This is a genomic window from Ereboglobus sp. PH5-5, assembly GCF_029504805.1.
Lineage (GTDB): Bacteria > Verrucomicrobiota > Verrucomicrobiia > Opitutales > Opitutaceae > Ereboglobus.
Genome location: NZ_JAQFIT010000027.1, coordinates 1 through 18,595, shown reverse-complemented (window position 1 = coordinate 18,595; position 18,595 = coordinate 1). Strand labels below are relative to the sequence as shown.

Below are 18,595 nucleotides of genomic sequence, written 5' to 3'. Positions count from 1 at the left end.
ACCCTCACGAAAGAACCAACAACAAAACAACACATAACCTTCCTCCGCCGACTATATGCTTTTTAAAATGTGCGAAACTTGACGGACACTACCCAGCTTCCATTCGCCTTTTTGTTTTTGCCAGACGAGCATGATGCCGATCTTCACGTTGCCGGGCTTGCCGCTGTCATTGGTCTTGGCCGTGAAGGTGTGGCAGACGATCGCGGTGTCGCCGGTTACCTTGATTTTCTGGTCGGTAATATCAATCGTCACGAACACCGAGCGTCCGCTGACAATCGTGTCGACGAACTCGGTCTTGGTTTCGAGGCGTCCGCTGGAATGGCCGTAGAGGAGGTTGTCGGCGGCGATGGCGTTCAGGTCGGCGGCCTTGGCCGAGAGCATGGCGGCGCGCAGTTTTTCGGCGGCGACGGCGACATCGCGCTCGTCGTTCGACGATTGCGCATTGCACGAGGACATCAGCGCGAGAACGGGAAAAAGGCAGAGGATGAGGAATTTTTTCATGGGTGGAGGGATTGCGGTTGTTTGTGTTTGTTCGCGGTCTGTAAAAATCACAGCGGCTCCATCACGCCGTTGCGTTCGTCGTGGAGGCGCGAGGTGTCGAGGCCGTCAAGCACGAGCACTCCTTGGAGCGACGAGATCATGTCCGCCTTGCTCCACTGCCAGACGATCTTGCCGTCCTTGTCGAATTCGAGGAGTTGCACGCCGGACTTGCCGTGGTCGGGGCCGTGTCCCTGCCAGTTGGCGAGCACGGTGTGACCGTTCGGGAGGAGTTGGAATGTGGCCGCGAAATGCGGGTTCACGTTGTCGGGCACCTGGCCTTTGGCGCCCCATTTGCGGAGCACGTTGCCGTCCGCGTCGAGCTCGGCCATGAACGCGCCGTATCCGGCGGAGGCGATGATGCGGTTGTCCGGCAGGCGCATCGCCTTCCACATGTTTTTGAAACCTTCGACGGGATAAGTTTTCAGGTAACGTCCGTCGGTGGAGGCCTCGCGGATTTCGTTGCCGCAGGCCATGAGGTAGGTGCCTTGCGCGGTCTGGCGCATGAGGCGCACGTAGTTGCCCGGATAAACCGTGGTGGTCCGGATTCTGTCGGTGGCGTCGAGCACGACCACGCTCACGCCCTTGCCGCCCCTGAGATCAACACCCGTCACAATCGTGTTGCCGTCGGGCTGGCGGCGCACCGAGGTCACGCCGGAGAGGGCGTCGTATTTTTTGAGCTGTTTGCCGTCGGCGAGATTGTATTCGGCGTAGCCGTTGTCATAACCGACAAGCAGTCGTCCGCCGCCGATGAGCTGCAAATCGCGCGCCTTGGGGAGTCCGGTTTTGACGAGCCAGTTTTTCGATGGATTGCGCTCGTTGATGTAGAAAAGCGTGTCCCTGCCCTCGTCGATGACAACAAGCTCGTGTTGAATGCCCTTGCCTGTTTGCGCGCCGGCGGGGCTTTTTTTGTCCGAGCAGGCTGCAAGCGCGAACAAGGCGAGCAGCGCGAGGAGGATTTGCGGAAGGATGAGTGGTTTGATCGTGCGCATGGGTGTGATGGGTTGCGGATTTGGCGGATAAAAAAATGTGCCTTTCTTGAACCACATCGCGACGCGGACAGCCATCCTTTTTTGCTGATGGCGCCGGATGCGCCGGACGACAAAAAGGGCGCCGGTGTTTGCCGGCGCCCGAAGATTAACGGGAGGAAAAATCTGGTTTGGCGATTTGGATTATTTTCCCGGATAGATTTTTTTGATTTCGGGAATGACCGCGTCGGCCCAAAGGTGGTAGCTATCGGGCGTGAGGTGGAGGAGGTCGGGCATCACGCTTTTTTCCAGGACGCCGCTGTCTGTGAGGAACACCTTGTTGATGTCGGCGTAGTAAACCTTTTTGCCGTCGGCAAATTTCTGGATGAGTTTGTTCGCGGCCTCGTTGTTCAGCCGTTTCTCATCGTTGGCCTTGGCGCTGCGCGGGAAGATGGCGAGCACGAGAATCTTGGCGTCGGGTTTGCGCTTTTGGATTTCGTCGATGCAGGCTTTTACGCCGGCGGCGATGTCGGCGGGCTTGTCCATGCGGTGCCCGGTGTTGTTGGTGCCGATCATCATGACGACGAGTTTCGGATTCGATTCGCCATCAAGAAGGCCCCACTGCAGGCGCCAGAGGAGGTTTTCCGTGCGGTCGCCGCCGATGCCGAAGGGTTTCGCGCCAAGAGGGGCGAGTTTTTCATTCCAAACTTTCAGCCCCTTGTTTTCCCATTGGTGCGTGATTGAGTCGCCGATGAACATGATGTCGAAACCGCCCGCCTGGGCGCGATCAACGAGCTTGGCGTGGCGTTCCCACCAGCCGACAGAAACCATGCCGGTTCGCGAGCTGATCTGCGGCTCGGGCTTGGTGGCGCCGCCGTATTTCTTTTGGGCGAAGGCGGGAACCAGCAGGACAAATGCAAGGGCAATATAAGCGATATGTTTTTTCATGACTGATTGTGTTTGGGTATTGGAAAAGCGACAACATTGACATTCCCGCAACACCAATGCGATCCCAAATCAATCATGCGCGCGCATGGGTTCACTTGCGCTCGGCGGCGTAGGCGCGGGCGAGGAGGACGACCGGGTGCGCGACCTCGGTGATGGTGTCTTTTTCGGCGCGCAGTCCGTTTTGGATTTGCAAGTGGCAGCCGGGATTTGCCGTGGTGATGATCCCCGCGTGCGCGCGGCGGAGGTTGGCCATTTTGCGATCCTGGAGGCGTCCGGCGGTGACGGGTTGCGTGATGTTGTAAATGCCCGCCGAGCCGCAGCACCAAGTCGCCTCCGGGCATTCGTGCAACTCCACACCGGGAATCGCGCGCAACACCGCGCGCGGCTGCGCGCTGACTTTCTGCCCGTGGCAAAGATGGCAGGATTCGTGATACGTCACGGTTTGCGTGACCGCGCGCGCCTCGGGTTTGCGAAAATCGATCTCGACGAGATATTCGGAAATATCGCGCAGCTTGCGCGACCACTCCGCGGCGCGCGCCGCGTAAGCCGGATCGTCGCGCAACAAATGATCGTAGTGCCGCAAGTGCGAGCCGCAGCCGCCGGCGTTGCTGATGATCGCGTCGAAGTTTTCCGGCGGAATCATGTCGATGAGGCGGCGCGCGAGCGTGCGCGCGGATTCAAGGTCGCCGTTGTGCGCGTGCAGCGAGCCGCAGCACGGCTGCACGGGCGGCGTGTGAACCTCGCAGTTGTTGGCGAGAAGCACATCGACCGTGGCGCGGTTGATCTCGGGAAACGCGAGGTCCTGCACGCAGCCGGTGAGCACGGCGACGCGGCGAAACGGAACGGCGGTTTGCGAAGGTGGCACAGACATTCCTGTCTGTGTCGCTTGCGACGAGTCATCGTCGATTTCGCTCTTTGCTGCACTTTGCGCCGGAGGCACAGACAAGAATGTCCGTGCTACCTTTTCGGACGGCATTTCGACCGGCTTGATTAACTGATGCGAAAATTTCGCGCCGACGCGCGGCGCCTGCGGTTCGAGTTCGCGGAGGCGGCGCGGCAGCAAATACGTAAGCCGCAGCGCGCGCGTGAGCGCCTGCATGCCCGTCACTCGCCAGAGCCACAAGCCGCGTCCGGCGAGGCGCAGCAAACGCGGGCGCGTAAAAAGCACCTTCACGACCGACCAGCGCCAGAAGTCGCGCTGCGTCGATTTGATCACATGCCGGCGCTCGACCTCGGCGCGCGCGGTCTCGAAAAGCTCGGCGTAGTTGACGCCCGCCGGGCACGCGCTGGTGCACGCGAGGCAGCCGAGGCAGTAATACATTTCGTCGCCAAACGCGCGCGTGACTTCGAGTTCGTCGTCGGCGATGGCGCGCATGAGCGAGATGCGTCCGCGCGGTCCGTGGCGCTCCTCTTTTGTCTCCGCGTAAGTCGGGCAGACGGGCAGGCACATGCCGCAATGCATGCATTGCTGGAGCACGGAGTAGTCGAGCGACTTGAGGAGATTTTGCATGAAATGCGGAATGCGGAATGCGGAGTTCGGAATGCGGAATGAATAAGACAGGTCGGGTGGCGCGGGCTGATTTTTAGTCGAAAATCTTTCCGGGGTTGAGCAGGCCGTCGGGATCGAGCGCGCGCTTGATGTTTTCCAACAGCGTGTAGCTGGCGTCACCGAGTTGCGCGGGGAGGAATTTTTTTTTCGCAAGGCCCACGCCGTGCTCGCCGGTGATCGTGCCGCCGACGCGCAGGGCCTCGTCGAAGATCTCCCGCATTGCCGCCTCGACGCGGTGCATCTCGTCGGTGTTGCGCTCGTCGGTGAGAATCGTCGGGTGCAGGTTGCCGTCGCCGAAATGGCCGAAGGTCGCGATGTCGAGCGCATGGCGCGTGGCGACGCCCTCGACAAAACGCACCATGTGCGCGAGTTCGCTGCGCGGCACGGTGGCGTCCTCAAGGATCGTGGTCGGCCTCAGGCGCGCGAGCGCGCTGAACGCGCTGCGGCGCGCGGTGGCGAGCTGCGCGGCCGCGGCGGAATCGCGCGCGCGGCGCACGCTTGTCGCGCCGTGCTTGCGGGCGATTTCCTCGATTTGCGCGGCTTCGTCGGCAACGGCCGCGGCGTGGCCGTCGGACTCGATGAGGAGCACCGCCTCGGCGTCGAGCGGAAGTCCGGCATGCGCGAAATCCTCGACGCAGCGGATTGTTTTCCGGTCGAGAAACTCAAGCGTGCAGGGAATGATTTTCGACGCGATGATGTCGGACACTGTCGCCGCCGCCGCGTCCATTTGCGCGTAGGTGGCGAGAAGCGTCTGGCGCGCGGCGGGCTTTGGAAGGAGCTTTAGCAGCACCTTTGTGATGATGCCGAGCGTGCCCTCGCTGCCGATAAACAGGTCGCGGAGATTGTAACCGGCGACATCCTTCACGCACTTGTTGCCGAGCCAGCACACGGAACCGTCGGCGAGCACGACCTCCATGCCCATGACGTAGTTGCGCGTGACGCCGTATTTGAGACCTCGCAGGCCGCCGGCGTTTTCGGCGACGTTGCCGCCGATGGTCGAGACGCGCATCGAGCCGGGATCGGGCGGGTAAAACAGGCCGTCCTTGTCGGCCGCGTCGTAGATTTCCTGCGTCACCGCGCCGGCCTCGGCGAGAAGCGTGAGGTTGGCCGTGTCCAATTCCAGGACGCGGTTCATTTTTGCGAGGCAAACAACGAGCGCGCCCTCGACCGGCACGCTGCCGCCGGAAAGCCCCGTGCCGCTGCCGCGCGTGACGACGGGAACGGGCGGGGTTTGCGAACGCGCGAGCTTGAGGATTTCGGAAATCTGTTGCGCGTCGGAAGGAAACACGATCGCGCGCGGGAGCCGCTTGATCGCCGCGGTGCCGTCGAAACTGTAAGGGATGATATCCTCGGATTCGGTGAGGACGTTTTTCGCGCTGACGATTTCGGCGAGGGAGGATTCGAGCGTCGGGGTGTTCATTGTGGCTGTTTATTGTGGGGGCGCACGCAAGGTGCGCCCCCACGGGATGAAATTGTAATTGCCGAATTCATTGTGTTTTTTCGCGTGCTTCGACGCGCCAGATTTTGAGGATGTTGGTGTGTAGCGCCTTGAGGGCCTTTGTGTCCAAACAGTTTTTCCGAAAAAAACAACGGCCGCGCTTGATTCGCGGCGGCAGGGCGGGCGTTACATGACCGCTTTTCCGCAAATAATATCAAACGAGAAGGTCGAGCCTTTGCCCTTTTCGCTCGCCACCGAAATACTGCCGCCCATCAGGCGCACGAGGTCATACGAGATCACCAGGCCGAGCCCGATGCCTTCGTAGTGGCGCGCCGACGACGAGTCCAGTTGCACAAATGGTTTGAAGAGGCGCGACTGGTCCTCGGGCGCGATGCCGATGCCCGTGTCACTGACGGTAAATTGCAGGCGGATTTTTTCATCTTGCGCGCAGTCGTTTTCAGCGGGCGTTGCTTCGGCGGGGGGATTGAACGGCGGCGTTGTCAGCATGCGCATGCGCACCTTCACGCCGACTTCGCCTTTTTGTGTGAACTTGACCGCGTTGCCGACCAGGTTGGTGAGCACTTGTTGCAATCGTGTGGAGTCGGTCATGATGTGCGCGGGGACGTCCGGCGACACGTCCTGCCAGACGCGCAGGTGCTTGCCTTCCATTCTGGGCATCATGCCGTCGAGCACGTTTCGCACCACGACGCGCACATCAACGGGCTCGTTTTTTATTCGCATGACACCGCGTTCGACGCGCGTGAAGTCGAGGATGTTTTCCGCGAGCCGGCCCAGCAGTTCGCTGCTGGCGCGGATTGACCGCACATAGTCGCCCTGCTCGTCCGTCAGGGCGGTGTCCTTGAGCAAGTCGGAGTAGCCCATGATGCTGTTGAGCGGCGTGCGCACTTCGTGCCCCATTGTCGCCAGGAAGATGCCCTTCGCCTTGTCCGCCGCCTCGGCCTGCTCCTTGGCCTCGCGCAGTTCGTTGGCCTGGCGCACAAACTCGCTCATGTCCGACACCACCGTGATGTATGCTATGATTTTTCCCGCGCGGTCCTGCACGGGTGTGGAGGTCATGCGCCCCAGGTATTTCCCCCCGTTTTTGTCCTCGCACTCCAAAACCTCGAACCACGATTTTCCCTTGGCGGACATCTCCGTCATCCGGTCCAGTTTTTCGCGGTCGAGATCTTCCGCGCTGTTCATCCAGTGCTGGCCGACCATTTGTTCGCGAGTGAACTTGCTCATGGCGCACAGGCTGTCGTTCACGTAACGGATGATGCCGTTCTCGTCTATGATCACCATGCCGGCGGCGCTTTGGTCCACCGCGGCGCGCAGTTGCTCGATGAAGCGGGCCTGCTTGGAATAATGTTTCACCAAAAGATACACCGCCATGGGCACGCCTAGCAGAAGCCATGCGTAGAGGGCGTGCGTGAGCGCCGCACCGGCCAGGCCGCCGCACCAGTGCCGGCGGTCCCTGTCGAAGCGCACGAAATTGCGCGCGGCGCCATCCTCGATTCGCGAATAGGCCGTGATCCAGCGGCCGTGCTCGTCGGACAACGAGCTGTTGATTGTCACAGCCCCGTCGCGCAATGTCCTTGGCATGTCCTGCGCGGTTGTTTTTCCCGGCAAAACATCACCGGGGCGCGATCCCGCCGGGGAGCCATTCTCCATCGAGTCCGCCAGGCATATCGCGTCCCCGGTTTCCGGGTTGATGCGAAAGACATAAATGTTTCCACGGCCCGGATACACGCCGCGCATTTCGCGCAGCCTGGCTTTCACGCGCTTGTAGTCATCGAGGGTCTCGTCGGCGCGCGTGCCGGTCAGCCTTGAGACTTCCGGAATCGCCATAACGAGCGCCGCTCCGCGCACGGCGCGCTTAAAATCCTGAAGCTTGCCGTTCCGCTTGCCGTAATACCCGTGCGCCCCCGCCGCCACGCCAATGACGGCCACGGCGAGCCAGGCAATTGTCACGCGGGTTTTTATTAATCGGGAGAGCGACACGATAACAAATATTTAACAAAAACCGCCGGTTCCTGAACACAAAAACCCCGGCGGGTGCTAAAGGTTGAATTATTTACAAAATATTAAAATTCGCGCCACCGGCGAACGGCTTTGCTCACTTCAAAGTCTTCTTGTATTCCGCGAGCGTCAGCACGTCGCGCACTTGTGATTTTTTGCGCACGTCCAGCCCCAGCGACACCAGCTTGCCGACGGCCTGCGCGCGGGCGAAAGTCGACTTGATGTTCGCGTCAATATCCAGTTCGGCCACGCCGCCGCGCGTCTTTTCCGTGAAGTGAAAACCGGTTTTGAAAAATCCGTCCCACACCGAAAGCCAGAACACGGTTTTCTTCTTGTGCGTCACCTTGCAGAGCCACGCCTTGCCGTCGTTATAGTATCGCCACGACATCTCCAGGCCCGCGCCACTCGCGCCCGCGGCCAGTGCCTCATACGCCGCATGGGAGCGGCCGAGTGTTTTTTTCAAAATCGCCGCGTCCGGGGGCAGGTTGGGGTCGTTTAACAAGGGTCTTTCCATGGCGGCGCATGATCACGCTTTTCCTAAAAACGCTTGCAAGCACAAAGCCGCCGGCCTCGGCGTCGCGCTTTGCCTTTTACTCGCGTCGCAAAATCCCCCACGCTTTGCGCATCATACATCGACCCATGGCCACCACACTCTTCACCCAAAACACCATCGCCTGCGTATGGGATTTCGACAAAACGCTCATCCCCGAATACATGCAGTCGCCGCTCTTTCGCCGTTACGAAGTCGATGAGGCGAACTTCTGGAGGGAAACCAACCACCTCGTCGAGCAATACCGCAAGCGCGGCTACCGCCTCTCCAGCGAAATCGCCTACCTCAACCACCTCCTCACCTACGTGCTCGCGGGTCGCATGCCGAAACTCAACAACAAGGTCTTTCGCGAATGCGGCGCGGAAATAAAATTCTACCCCGGCATTCCCGAATTTTTTCAACGCTCGAAAAGTTACGTCACCGAGCACGAGACTTACCGCAAACACGAAATCAACCTCGAGCACTACATCGTCAGCACCGGCATCGCCGAGATGATACGCGGCAGCGCCATCGCCCCTCACATCGCCGACATATGGGCCTGCGAATTCATCGAAAATCCGCTCCAGCCCGGCTTCATCGGACAAAAGGAACTCGACATCACGGCCGACGCCGAGATTGCGCAAATCGGCACCATCATCGACAACACCACAAAGACCCGCGCTCTCTTCGAGATCAACAAGGGCAGCAACAAAAACCCCGCCATCGACGTCAACGCCAACATCGCCCTTGAGGATCGCCGCATCCCCTTCCAAAACATGATCTACATTGCCGACGGCCCGAGCGACATTCCGAGCTTCTCCGTCGTCAAGAAAAACGGCGGCACGGCCTACGGCGTTTATCATCCCGGGCGCCCCGAGGAATTCCGGCAAAACGACGCCCTGCGCCAGGCGGGGCGCATCGACCACTACGGCCCCGCCGATTACACCGAATCGAGCAGCACCGCGCAATGGCTCAAGCTCCACATCCAGGCGATCTGCGACCGCATCGTGGCCGACCGCGAGGCCGCCGTCGCGAAACGTGTTTCGCGCCCGCCCCGCCACCTCAGCAGCCAGACCCCCGAGGAGGCCGCCGCCGCCCGCGCCGCCAAGGAGCCCAAACAGGGAACCTTTTTGGAATAAACACCCCCCGCGCATCCATCGCTTATGAAGCTCATTTCCTGGAATGTGAACGGCATCCGCGCCGCGTTGAAAAAAGGCTTTCTCGATTACATGCGGGACTGCGACGCCGATGTGATTTGCCTTCAAGAAACCAAGGCCCACGCCGGCGACGTCCAGCACGTCACATGGGCCGCCGGCTACGAACCCCACTGGCACAGCGCGCTCAAAAAAGGATACAGCGGCACGGTTATCTTTACCCGCGTGAAACCCAAGTCGGTCACCTTCGGAATCGGCGCACCCGAGCACGACAACGAAGGCCGCGTGATCACGATGGAGTTTCCGAAATTCTGGCTCGTAAACGTCTACCAGCCCAACTCGCAGCGCGGGCTCGCCCGTCTCGATTATCGCACCAAGGCATGGGACCCCGCGTTTCTCGCCCACATTAAAAAACTGGAGAAGGCGGGCAAACCGGTCGTCTTTTGCGGCGACCTCAATGTCGCGCACGAGGAAATCGACCTCGCCAACCCGAAAAGCAACCGCCGCAACGCCGGCTTCACCGACGAGGAGCGCGCCAATTTTTCCACCCTGCTTGGTAGTGGATTTGTGGATACATTCCGCGAGTTTGAAAAAGGCCCCGGCCACTACACCTGGTGGAGCAACATGATGAACTGCCGCGCGCGAAACATCGGGTGGCGCGTCGATTATTTTGTGGTGAGCGAGACGCTGCGCCCCGCGTTAAAACGCGCCTGGATCAGCCCCGAAGTCATGGGCAGCGACCACTGCCCGATTGGGCTGGAGCTGAAATAATCCGGATCGGCGATCTCCAGGTCGCCGGACACGACGAAGTCGTGCCTTTTTGTTTTTCGAATGGCTTTATTTTTTGCGAGGCGCGTTGCGCCTCGTCCGGCGGCCTAGAGACCGCCGCTCCTTTACAAGGCGTTTCGGAAGATTTCCACCGATTTCGCCAGATCTTCCCCGCTCACATTGAGCGGCGGGAGAAAGCGGATGGTGTTGCTGCCGGCGCCGACAACAAGCAGGCCGAGTTCGCGCATTCTCGCGATCACCGGCGCGGGATCGGATGCCATTTGCACGCCGATGAGGTAACCCTGTCCGCGGACTTCGGTGATTTTTTGCGGAAGGTCTTCGGCGAGCTTTTTAAGCGCGGCAATCCACGACACGGATTGCAACGTGACTTTTTCGAGGAGGTTTTCCTTTTCGATGACGTCGAGCACGGCGAGGCCGGCGGCGCAGGCGAGCGGCGTGCCGCCGAAGGTCGAGCCGTGGTGCCCGGCGTGAAAAAGATCGGCGCGATCCTCGCGCACCCACATCGCGCCCATGGGCATGCCGCCGCCGAGGCCCTTGGCCATGCCGATTGCGTCGGGGCGGATTCCGGCGTGCTCAAAGGCGTAGAATTTTCCTGTGCGCCCGATGCCGCATTGCACCTCGTCGAGCATGAGGAGGAGGTTGTGCTTGTCGCAGAGTTCGCGCAGGCCGCGCAGAAACTCCGGAGTGCAAACGCGCACGCCGCTTTCGCCCTGAATGGTTTCGATGAAAATGGCGGCGGTGTTTTCGTCAACGAGGCCGGCGAAACTTTGCAGGTTGTTGAGCTCGGCAAAAACAAAACCGGGCACGAGCGGCGCGAAGCCTTTTTGGATTTTTTCCTGCGGCGTGGCGCTCATGCCGCCGTAGGTGCGTCCGTGAAAGGCGTTTTTAGCGCAGATGATTTTGTGGCACTTGCCCTCGGCGCCGCCGGCCTTTTGCACGCCGTGCAGGCGCGAAAGTTTGATCAGGGCCTCGTTGGCCTCGGTGCCGCTGTTGCAGAAAAAAACGCGGCCGGGCCCGGCATGGCCGACAAGGCGGCGGGCGAGCTCCGCCTGGTTGGGATTGCGAAAAAGGTTGCTGGTGTGAATGAGCTCCGCGGACTGGCGCTGCATCGCGGCGACCCAGTGTGGATGGCAATGCCCGAGCGCGCTCACGGCGATGCCGGAGGTGAAGTCGAGATAGGCGCGGCCCTCGTCGTCCCAAACCTGCGTGCCGCATCCGCGTGTGAGCGTGATCGGCGCGCGCCCGTAGTTTTTCAAAACATAGGCGTCGTAGAGGTCGGCGGCGGTGCGGACGTTGCTGGCGTTCATTGCGGTGGTTTTTTGATCGGATAGATCTGGCTGATCAGACTGGTGAAACTTTACCCGTGCACGATTTCGGTGCCGATGCCCTTGTCGGTGAAGATTTCGAGCAGGAGGCTGTGCGGGAGGCGGCCGTCGATGAAGTGCACGCGTTGCACGCCTTCCTGGAGCGCGCGAATGGCGCTGTTCACTTTCGGGCGCATGCCCTTGTCGATGACACCCTTCTTTTTGAGGTCGTCGACCTGTGAAATTTTCAGCGTGGAGATCAGCGAGTCGGGATCGGATGGATTCGAGAGGAGCCCGGGGACGTCGCTCATGTAGACAAGACGGCGTGCGCGCAGCGCGCTGGCGACGCGGCCGGCGGCGAGGTCGGCGTTCACATTGTAGGGCTTGCCGTCGAGGCCCTCGGCGACGGGCGAGATGATCGGTGTGAAACCGTCGGCGATTTCCTTTTTGATGATCTTGATCTTTACCTCGGTAACATCGCCGACGTAGCCGAGGTCGATGGGGTTGCCGTCGTCGTCGGCCGTGATTTTGGCGCACTCGAGCACGCTGTCGCCGGGCACGCCCTTGGGTTTTCCCTTGGCGGCGCAGACGGCGGCGCAGACGTCCCTGTTCACAACTTCATCGAGTGTTTTTTTGACGATGGCCATGGTCGCCTCGTCGGTGACGCGCATGCCCTGCACAAAATTGGCCTTCAACCCTGACTCGGCCATGGCCTTTGTGATCGCCTTGCCGCCGCCGTGGACAACGACGACATTGATGCCGACCGCTGCGAGAAACGCGATATCGTAGGCGACCCGGTTGCGGGTGATGGGATCGGGGTCGTCCATGAAACTGCCCCCGTATTTCACGACAAACGTGGAACCGTGGAAATCTTGAATGTAGGGAAGTGCTTCAAGGAGCACCCTGGCCTTGGCGGTGACTTCGGTGACGTTCATGTCGGTTCAGCACATGCCGCGCGCGGCCGTGTATGGATGATGCGAAATGATGATGAGGGTGCTCACGGTTTTATTGAGGCGTGATTGCTTAGCGCACACTGCTCGGGTTTTTCGATAAAATAATTACGCCCGCGGCATTTTATCGCCGGGCGCGTTGAACCCCGATTTGTGCTTCCGAGCGCGTTTAGCAGCGCCCGCACTGTATTGAAAAAACGAATACAGAGCCCGTCTTGTCGCTGTTTTCGGCGATGATTTCGCCATTCATCAGCTGTATGAGATGCCGGGAGATTGTCATCGCCAGCGACGACACTTTCGCGGACGGGGCGGGGGAGGGCGCCGCGCCGGTCGAAACGCCATGGATGGAAAAACGCAATGTCACCATGCCGTCGTTGTTGTCCGTGACGGACGCGGCCAGTTCGATTTTTCCGGCGGAGATGGCCCCGGCCGCGTTGAGCGTGTAATTGGCCAGTATCTGGCGCAGCCGCATCGAATCCACCATGATTTCGACCGGCACCGCGGCGTCCGCGCGCGCCGCGTATTCCAATGGTGCTTTCGCCGTGGTTTCCCTGACGGAGTTGACGACGTCATCGATCAGCGAGCGCAGGTTGCAGCAGTCGAGATGGAGCTGGGCGCTGCCGGATTCGATTCGTGAAAGATCGAGAATGTCGGCGCTCAGGCGCGCGAGCATTTCGCCGTTTTTGCGAATGTCCTCCACGCATTCGCGCTGCCGGACGTCCAGCTCGGTGTCCGCCAGCAGGCTCGAAAAGCCAAGGACGCCATTGAGCGGCGTGCGCACTTCGTGGCTCATCATAGCCAGAAACGCGCCCTTGGCGCGGCTGGCATTTTCCGCGTTTTGCCTGGCCTGCTGGAGCTGCTGGTTGCGCCGGGTGCGCTCGGTCAGGTCGGTGATGATAAAAATGCAGCTAAACACATCACCCCTGCCGTTTTTGCGGCGCACCGCCGTGGAAACCACGTTCGCGGGGTAGGGCTCGCCGTTTTTGCGGCGCAACATCACTTCCGAATCAGGCGGGAACCCCTTGTTCCAGGAGTCCATCCAGAGTCTTTCGGACACGTCCTCGGCGGCGAGGTCGGGCGCCCGCATCGCGAGCAGTTCATCGCGCGAGTAGCCGGTTTGCCGCGCGAGGCCGCCGTTGGCGTATATCACGCCCGCGTCGAGTCCCGCGATCATGATTGCGTTTTCGCACTGGTCCGCGGCCATGCGCAATCCCTCGATCATGCGCTCCCTGCCCGTGCTGCGGCGCGCGATGCCGTAAGCGGCGAATGGCATTCCCATGAGTATGAGGCACACCAGCAATCCCCGCCCGCCATCGGCCGCGCATTCGGAGAACCATGTTTTTCCATCGAGGTTGTAGCGCACTATGTCTGCCGCCGGCTGCGCGCGCAAGGGGGTGACGGACGGCGCCACGAACGCATGGGCTTCGACAATAAACCCGCCGGCCGGTCCGAGTATGTGCAAATGGACGACCGGTTCGTTTTTGTTCACAAGCCTTTGGATTAACTCCGGCTTCACAAACGCGGTGCATCTTTCACCCGCGGGCGGGGTTTCCGGCGTGTCCGGCGGGCTTGAATGCACGAGGCACGTCGCCTCGCCCGTTCGTGTGTCGCACCGCAAAAGCTCCATTGTTTTCACGGAGGGGTCGGCGTCGCGCACATTGTCCATGCGCTTTTCCAATTCCGCGCGGACCTTTGCGCGCAGGGCGGGCGAATCATTGGTCAGGTCCGCCAGGTCCTCGTCGGAAAATGAGAGCGCCAGCATCTTCAATCCCGCCGCCGCGTTCTGTCTGTGAAACGCGCTCCGGTGCATGCAGCGGGCGACGCCGGCGCAGACGCTCACCGTCAGGATGAGTGCAAAGACAATCACCGCCTTTTGCCTGCCCGACAAGGCCTTCATGCGCGCCTCCCTTCCAAGGCCGTCCGGGTCGCGTTTGCGAGCGCGCGGACCAGTTCGTCATAGTGGGCCGGCTTTGGGAGCAGCGCGCAAAACGCGCCGCTCATGCGGAGCCTCGCCATGGCGTCCGCGCCCGTGTCCATCAGGCCAATTATGGGAATGGTGCGCAGCGTGATTTTTTCCACAAACCCGCGCCAGGCGCCGTCGTCGCGCGCCGCGCCGCAATCAACCACAATCGCGTCCCAGGTGTCGCAATCCAGCCCGTCAAAATCATCGGGCGAAATCGCCGCGGTCGCCGCGCCGCGCGCGGAAATCTCGCGTCTCAACTCGGAGGCGAGCCCCGGGCAATCCGAAACGACAAGAATCCGCGCGCGCTCGAGCTCGGGCATGGTTTCCGGCGGCGCCGCGTCGGGAGGCAGTTCGCATGTCACGGAAAAATGAAACACGGAGCCCTTCCCCGGTTCGCTTTCCACGCAAATATCCCCCCCGAGCATGTGGATGAGATGGCGGGAAATCGCCAGCCCGAGGCCCGCGCCGCCGTAGCGGCGCACATTCGTCGAATCGGCCTGCCAGAAGGGGATGAAAAGTTTTTCCTGGTCCTCGCGCGCGATGCCTATGCCCGTGTCGCGCACCGAAAACAGCAGCGACATGCGGTTCCTGTTCGCGGGGTCATTGCCGCCCGCATTACCCGAGGAAATCACCTTCAGCCGTATTTCCACTTCGCCGTTTTTAGTGAACTTGATCGCGTTGCCGGCCAGATTGAGCAGCACCTGGCGCAGGCGCGTTCCGTCAATGATGATCGCGCGCGGCACGTCGCGCATGATGTTGCGGAGCAGAACTATGTTTTTCTGCGCCGCCTGGGGCGCCACGATGTCGAGCGTTTCCTCAATCAGCACGCGGGGTTCCGCGAGCACGGGCGATATTTTCACCTGCCCCGCCGTGATGTGCGAGAAGTCGAGGATGTCGTCCGTGAGCCGCACAAGCGTGCCGGTGCTTTTTTGGATGATTTCGGCGTATCCCTCCTGCTCACTGTTAAGAGGCATGGCCCGCAACGAACCCGAAAGCGCGACCAGATTGCGGAGCGGCACGCCCACCTCCTCGCTCATCGCATGCAAAAAAACACTTTTGGCGCGGTCCATTTGCTCGGCTTGTTCCTTCTCCAGGAGCAGCGCGGCGTCCCGTTTTTTTTGCCCGGTGATGTCGACGATAACGAGGATCATCGTATCCACGCTGCCGGACTCGTTGCGCACCGGCGTCAATGTGGTGCGCACGGGATAGGTCCGCCCGTCCTTTCTGCAAAACTCCCATTCGACCTCCACCGACGCGCCCGTCCTCAGTATTTCCAACCGCCGCTCGATCTCCCTCGGCTCGGGCTCCGCGCAACGCCAAATGCGCCATTTCAAGCCCATTAGCTCGTTTTTTTCATACCCGATTTGCGCGCAAAAGGCGGGGTTCACATAATTGATCACGCTGTCGAAACTGGAAATGACGATCGCGGTTTTTGTCTGCTCGATTGCCTCGCCGAATTCGCGCAGCCGGACACTCTGCCGGTTGCGAAAACGCCCCAGCGTGTAGGCGGCGAAAGGCAGGCCGAGCGCCACCCACACGGTGAACACGCGCCAGAGCACGCTTTCGGAGATGTGCCTTATCCAGTAACTCGCGTCCACATCGTAGCGCAGCACATTCATCAAGGGCTCCCCGTTGACAGGCTCCTGCGGCTCGCCGGCGCGCGCATACGCGCTCACCCAACGCTTGTCCAGCCAGTCGCGGTGAAACAAACGCACGGCGGTTTTCGCGCCGCCCGCCAGTTCGAGCACGGGGCGCGCATCCGGCGTGCCGTCAAGCGAATCGCCCGCGCGCGGCACCCGCGCCGCCTCCTCGCCCGGCCCGGTGGCCGCGAGGCAAACGATGCGCCCGCTTCGCCTGTCGAGCCGGATGAGCTCCATGAAGGCAAGCGCCGGGTGGCTGTCCAGAAGTTCCGCCTGCCGCTCGCTGATCTCATCATATAATTTTGAGTCAGCATCGCCGGGCAGCCCCGTCAGCTGCGAAACCTCGTCGATGGGAAACGCGAGCGCATAATGCAGCACGCCGGCCTCCAGTTTCCCGCGCTGGTTTTTATACATGCGGAAGCACTCCAAGCCTCCTCCAAGGAGTCCAATGGCAAAAATCGCAATGCAGACAATGATTGTTGTCCTTTTCGAAAGCATGCCGGTTTTACGGAAAAAATTCGGGAAAAGCGTGGCACAATCAAAAGCCATCATTCAACGGCAAGGACGGCATCGCCTGATATTGCATGTCTTTTTTACAATATGCGCGGGGCGAAAACGCCGTGTCAAAACTCCCGCGCCGAGTTTCTGGCTTGCTGAAAACGCGCATTGTAAGCGCGCCATGGAGGCCCTGGCCGGGTTCCCGCGCAACGCCGGAGGTGTTTTTCCGGGCTGAAAAAGTGGTGCCAGAGGGCAGGATTGAACTGCCGACCAAGGGCTTATGAGTCCCCTGCTCTACCACTGAGCTACTCTGGCAAAAAAACGGGACTGCTTACCGAACCCAAAAACGGCGGAGTCTCAAGACAAAACTTCAATGGCGCTTATTGGGCGCATGGCCGGAGTTTGGCATTAAAGTGTTGCGGCGCGCGGTTTCGCATCTCGAATCGGGCTGTCCACAATGAAACAACGCCTTGATGAAATCCTCGTTGCCCGCGGCCTTGCCGAAACCCGTTCGCAAGCCAAGGCGCTCATCATGAGCGGTCGCGTGCTGCGTGGCACGGAGCGTCTCGACAAGGCGGGCAAGGAATACCCCGGCGACATCGAGCTCACCGTCGAGCAGCCGCCGCGTTTTGTGAGCCGCGGCGGGGAAAAACTGGCCGGGTTTCTGGAAAAATTCTCCATCGACCTGAATGGCGCGCATGTGCTGGACGTGGGCGCCTCGACAGGCGGCTTCACGGACTGCGCGCTTCAAGCCGGCGCGGCGGACGCGGTGTGCGTGGACGTGGGGCGCGCGCAACTGCACGCGAAGCTGCGCGCCGACCCGCGCGTCACGAATTTCGAAAAGGTGAACGCGCGCCACCTTGCGCCGGGGGATTTGCCGCGCGCGGATTTCGACGCGGTGGTGATGGATTTGTCATTTATCTCGCTCAAGGCCGTGCTGCCCGCCGTGTGGCCGTTCGTGCGCGCGGATGGCGGAGTCCTGATCGCACTAGTGAAACCCCAATTTGAGGCGGGCAAGGCCGAGGTGGACAAGGGACGCGGCGTGATTCGCGACCCCGGGTTGCAGAACGCAATCCTGGCGGACATCACAGAATTCGCACTGCGTGAATTATCCGGCCCGGCACTGATCGGCAGCATGGACTCGCCCATCACGGGCACTGACGGAAACCGTGAGTTTCTGCTGGGCCTGCGGAAGGGGTGTTTGCCGTTGCCGACTGGAGATTAACGGTATTTGTAAAAGTGGTTCCCCCGTCCCCTTTGGATTTCCCATGAAAAGAAAACTACTAATTTTATTATTGGGTGTTTTTATTATAGTTATATTTAAACTCTTATTCTTTGGGGGAAAGTTTCCCAATGCTGGCGTAAGCGGTTCGCCGGGGGGTGAAGAATCCAAACTATCATCGGGCGATGCTCAAAATGAAAAATTCGCCGGGCTGCCAAGAAAAGAAAAAATACATTACAAAATATCGGAGTATATCATAGAAAAATTTCAGTTGAAGGAGTCGGATATTCCCGGCATGGAGCAATTGTTTATGAAACTCAAGTTTGAGGCCCTTAATGCAGTAGCTCAATATGCCACATGTGAGTATTCCTCAAATGATACTGTTGGATTGGCAATTGGAATGCCTCAGGATGCAATTGATTCGGTATATGAAAGGACATTTCAGTCGATTAAAAATTACATTGGGGAATCCCATTGCAATGAAACAATGACCGATGAATTGGAGAATGCAATTGCTGATGAGCTATTATATTATGTGCGGTGCAAGGGAACCTTCATAATTAACATACAAGGGGAATCTATAAATAATATAAAAACAATCACAATGGGTCGTTCTTTATTGAGATCAAATGGACGTGTGGTAAGGGACGCAATCGGCTTTACGCAGGATGCCGGCAACCAATTTATGGATGCATTTGGATCTGTTGCCAAATGCGCGTTGGAAAACTGGCAAAAAACCAAAGAAAATTCCAAGGGGTCGAACTAATTTTTTTCATATTCGAGTTACATTGGCAGGTGCGTCCCCGCGGGATGGATCAGGCTATTATTTAAAAACCTCGTTCATTTTCTCCGCCACGTAGGGGGGCGGGCGGACGGGGCGGCCTTCGTGGTCGATGAAGGCGTGCATGGTCGTGCCGGTGACGAGGAGGGTGTCGCCACGGTGGACTTCGTATTGCACCTTTATCCGCAGGACGGGCTTTTCGGCCAGCCTAGCGGTGACGACGAGGTCGTCGTCGTAGAGCGCGGGCCGGTGGTATTTGAGCGACACTTCGAGGACGGGCAGGTGGTAGCCGTCGGCCTCGATTTT

At 59.9% G+C, this 18,595-nt stretch carries 17 protein-coding genes and 1 tRNA gene; 5 read left to right on the top strand and 13 right to left on the bottom strand.

Features of this window, described 5'->3' with window-relative positions:
- Window positions 1-51 precede the first annotated feature (51 nt).
- The 7 genes from M2103_RS12970 to M2103_RS12940 all read right to left on the bottom strand — a co-directional run bounded on the left by M2103_RS12970 (window position 52) and on the right by M2103_RS12940 (window position 7,961).
- Window positions 52-501 (bottom strand): nuclear transport factor 2 family protein, encoded by a 450-nt coding sequence (locus M2103_RS12970; protein WP_277511097.1) that lies wholly within the window; start codon window positions 499-501, stop codon window positions 52-54.
- A 47-nt stretch (window positions 502-548) separates the two neighbouring features.
- On the bottom strand, window positions 549-1,529 hold the full coding sequence (locus tag M2103_RS12965) for a hypothetical protein (RefSeq protein ID WP_277511095.1): 981 nt from the start codon (window positions 1,527-1,529) through the stop codon (window positions 549-551).
- Window positions 1,530-1,709: 180 nt separating this feature from the next.
- Window positions 1,710-2,453, bottom strand: a complete 744-nt coding sequence (locus tag M2103_RS12960) for a GDSL-type esterase/lipase family protein (protein WP_277511094.1) — start codon at window positions 2,451-2,453, stop codon at window positions 1,710-1,712.
- A gap of 91 nt (window positions 2,454-2,544) precedes the next feature.
- The gene (locus M2103_RS12955; RefSeq protein WP_277511092.1) at window positions 2,545-3,963 is read right to left on the bottom strand and encodes a heterodisulfide reductase-related iron-sulfur binding cluster; all 1,419 of its coding nucleotides are present in this window, start codon (window positions 3,961-3,963) and stop codon (window positions 2,545-2,547) included.
- A 73-nt stretch (window positions 3,964-4,036) separates the two neighbouring features.
- Window positions 4,037-5,422: an FAD-linked oxidase C-terminal domain-containing protein gene (locus tag M2103_RS12950; RefSeq protein ID WP_277511091.1), complete on the bottom strand. Its 1,386-nt coding sequence runs from the start codon at window positions 5,420-5,422 to the stop codon at window positions 4,037-4,039.
- 204 nt (window positions 5,423-5,626) lie between these two features.
- On the bottom strand, window positions 5,627-7,411 hold the full coding sequence (locus M2103_RS12945) for an ATP-binding protein (protein WP_277511089.1): 1,785 nt from the start codon (window positions 7,409-7,411) through the stop codon (window positions 5,627-5,629).
- A gap of 145 nt (window positions 7,412-7,556) precedes the next feature.
- Window positions 7,557-7,961, bottom strand: a complete 405-nt coding sequence (locus M2103_RS12940) for a DUF3788 family protein (protein WP_277511088.1) — start codon at window positions 7,959-7,961, stop codon at window positions 7,557-7,559.
- 137 nt (window positions 7,962-8,098) lie between these two features.
- Here M2103_RS12940 and M2103_RS12935 point away from each other — a divergent pair, with 137 nt between their 5' ends.
- Both M2103_RS12935 and M2103_RS12930 read left to right on the top strand, forming a co-directional pair.
- Window positions 8,099-9,127: a haloacid dehalogenase-like hydrolase gene (locus M2103_RS12935; protein ID WP_277511087.1), complete on the top strand. Its 1,029-nt coding sequence runs from the start codon at window positions 8,099-8,101 to the stop codon at window positions 9,125-9,127.
- A 24-nt stretch (window positions 9,128-9,151) separates the two neighbouring features.
- Window positions 9,152-9,913 (top strand): exodeoxyribonuclease III, encoded by a 762-nt coding sequence (locus tag M2103_RS12930; protein WP_277511085.1) that lies wholly within the window; start codon window positions 9,152-9,154, stop codon window positions 9,911-9,913.
- Between the two features lie 122 nt (window positions 9,914-10,035).
- On the opposite strand, the gene M2103_RS12925 is transcribed toward M2103_RS12930, so the two are convergent.
- The 4 genes from M2103_RS12925 to M2103_RS12910 all read right to left on the bottom strand — a co-directional run bounded on the left by M2103_RS12925 (window position 10,036) and on the right by M2103_RS12910 (window position 16,202).
- Window positions 10,036-11,238 carry an aspartate aminotransferase family protein gene (locus M2103_RS12925; protein ID WP_277511084.1) on the bottom strand — a complete coding sequence of 401 codons (1,203 nt, stop codon included), beginning with the start codon at window positions 11,236-11,238 and terminating at the stop codon, window positions 10,036-10,038.
- 50 nt (window positions 11,239-11,288) lie between these two features.
- A complete protein-coding gene (gene argB / locus M2103_RS12920) occupies window positions 11,289-12,170 on the bottom strand; it encodes an acetylglutamate kinase (protein WP_277511082.1) in 882 nt (293 codons plus the stop codon).
- Between the two features lie 184 nt (window positions 12,171-12,354).
- Window positions 12,355-14,082 (bottom strand): PAS domain-containing hybrid sensor histidine kinase/response regulator, encoded by a 1,728-nt coding sequence (locus tag M2103_RS12915; RefSeq protein WP_277511081.1) that lies wholly within the window; start codon window positions 14,080-14,082, stop codon window positions 12,355-12,357.
- Window positions 14,079-16,202: an ATP-binding protein gene (locus tag M2103_RS12910; RefSeq protein WP_277511079.1), complete on the bottom strand. Its 2,124-nt coding sequence runs from the start codon at window positions 16,200-16,202 to the stop codon at window positions 14,079-14,081. The genes M2103_RS12915 and M2103_RS12910 overlap by 4 nt, the downstream gene beginning before the upstream one ends.
- A gap of 34 nt (window positions 16,203-16,236) precedes the next feature.
- Here M2103_RS12910 and M2103_RS12905 point away from each other — a divergent pair, with 34 nt between their 5' ends.
- Window positions 16,237-16,521 (top strand): hypothetical protein, encoded by a 285-nt coding sequence (locus M2103_RS12905; protein ID WP_277511078.1) that lies wholly within the window; start codon window positions 16,237-16,239, stop codon window positions 16,519-16,521.
- Between the two features lie 5 nt (window positions 16,522-16,526).
- Here M2103_RS12905 and M2103_RS12900 read toward each other — a convergent pair.
- Window positions 16,527-16,601, bottom strand: a tRNA-Met gene (locus tag M2103_RS12900).
- Between the two features lie 142 nt (window positions 16,602-16,743).
- On the opposite strand from M2103_RS12900, the gene M2103_RS12895 reads away from it, so the two are divergent.
- Window positions 16,744-17,511 carry a TlyA family RNA methyltransferase gene (locus M2103_RS12895; RefSeq protein ID WP_277511075.1) on the top strand — a complete coding sequence of 256 codons (768 nt, stop codon included), beginning with the start codon at window positions 16,744-16,746 and terminating at the stop codon, window positions 17,509-17,511.
- A gap of 43 nt (window positions 17,512-17,554) precedes the next feature.
- Window positions 17,555-18,274, top strand: coding sequence for a hypothetical protein (locus M2103_RS12890; RefSeq protein WP_277511074.1), 720 nt, complete (start codon window positions 17,555-17,557; stop codon window positions 18,272-18,274).
- Window positions 18,275-18,331: 57 nt separating this feature from the next.
- Here M2103_RS12890 and M2103_RS12885 read toward each other — a convergent pair.
- Window positions 18,332-18,595: thioesterase family protein (locus tag M2103_RS12885; RefSeq protein ID WP_277511073.1), on the bottom strand; the 264-nt coding region annotated here is incomplete at its 5' end.

Coding starts and splice junctions, on each gene's coding strand:
- M2103_RS12970 (WP_277511097.1), bottom strand. CDS start 501: ATGAAAAAATTCCTCATCCTCTGCCTTTTTCCCGTTCTCGCGCTGATG.
- M2103_RS12965 (WP_277511095.1), bottom strand. CDS start 1,529: ATGCGCACGATCAAACCACTCATCCTTCCGCAAATCCTCCTCGCGCTG.
- M2103_RS12960 (WP_277511094.1), bottom strand. CDS start 2,453: ATGAAAAAACATATCGCTTATATTGCCCTTGCATTTGTCCTGCTGGTT.
- M2103_RS12955 (WP_277511092.1), bottom strand. CDS start 3,963: ATGCAAAATCTCCTCAAGTCGCTCGACTACTCCGTGCTCCAGCAATGC.
- M2103_RS12950 (WP_277511091.1), bottom strand. CDS start 5,422: ATGAACACCCCGACGCTCGAATCCTCCCTCGCCGAAATCGTCAGCGCG.
- M2103_RS12935 (WP_277511087.1), top strand. CDS start 8,099: ATGGCCACCACACTCTTCACCCAAAACACCATCGCCTGCGTATGGGAT.
- M2103_RS12930 (WP_277511085.1), top strand. CDS start 9,152: ATGAAGCTCATTTCCTGGAATGTGAACGGCATCCGCGCCGCGTTGAAA.
- M2103_RS12925 (WP_277511084.1), bottom strand. CDS start 11,238: ATGAACGCCAGCAACGTCCGCACCGCCGCCGACCTCTACGACGCCTAT.
- argB (WP_277511082.1), bottom strand. CDS start 12,170: ATGAACGTCACCGAAGTCACCGCCAAGGCCAGGGTGCTCCTTGAAGCA.
- M2103_RS12915 (WP_277511081.1), bottom strand. CDS start 14,082: ATGAAGGCCTTGTCGGGCAGGCAAAAGGCGGTGATTGTCTTTGCACTC.
- M2103_RS12910 (WP_277511079.1), bottom strand. CDS start 16,202: ATGTATAAAAACCAGCGCGGGAAACTGGAGGCCGGCGTGCTGCATTAT.
- M2103_RS12905 (WP_277511078.1), top strand. CDS start 16,237: ATGGCAAAAATCGCAATGCAGACAATGATTGTTGTCCTTTTCGAAAGC.
- M2103_RS12895 (WP_277511075.1), top strand. CDS start 16,744: ATGAAACAACGCCTTGATGAAATCCTCGTTGCCCGCGGCCTTGCCGAA.
- M2103_RS12890 (WP_277511074.1), top strand. CDS start 17,555: ATGAAAAGAAAACTACTAATTTTATTATTGGGTGTTTTTATTATAGTT.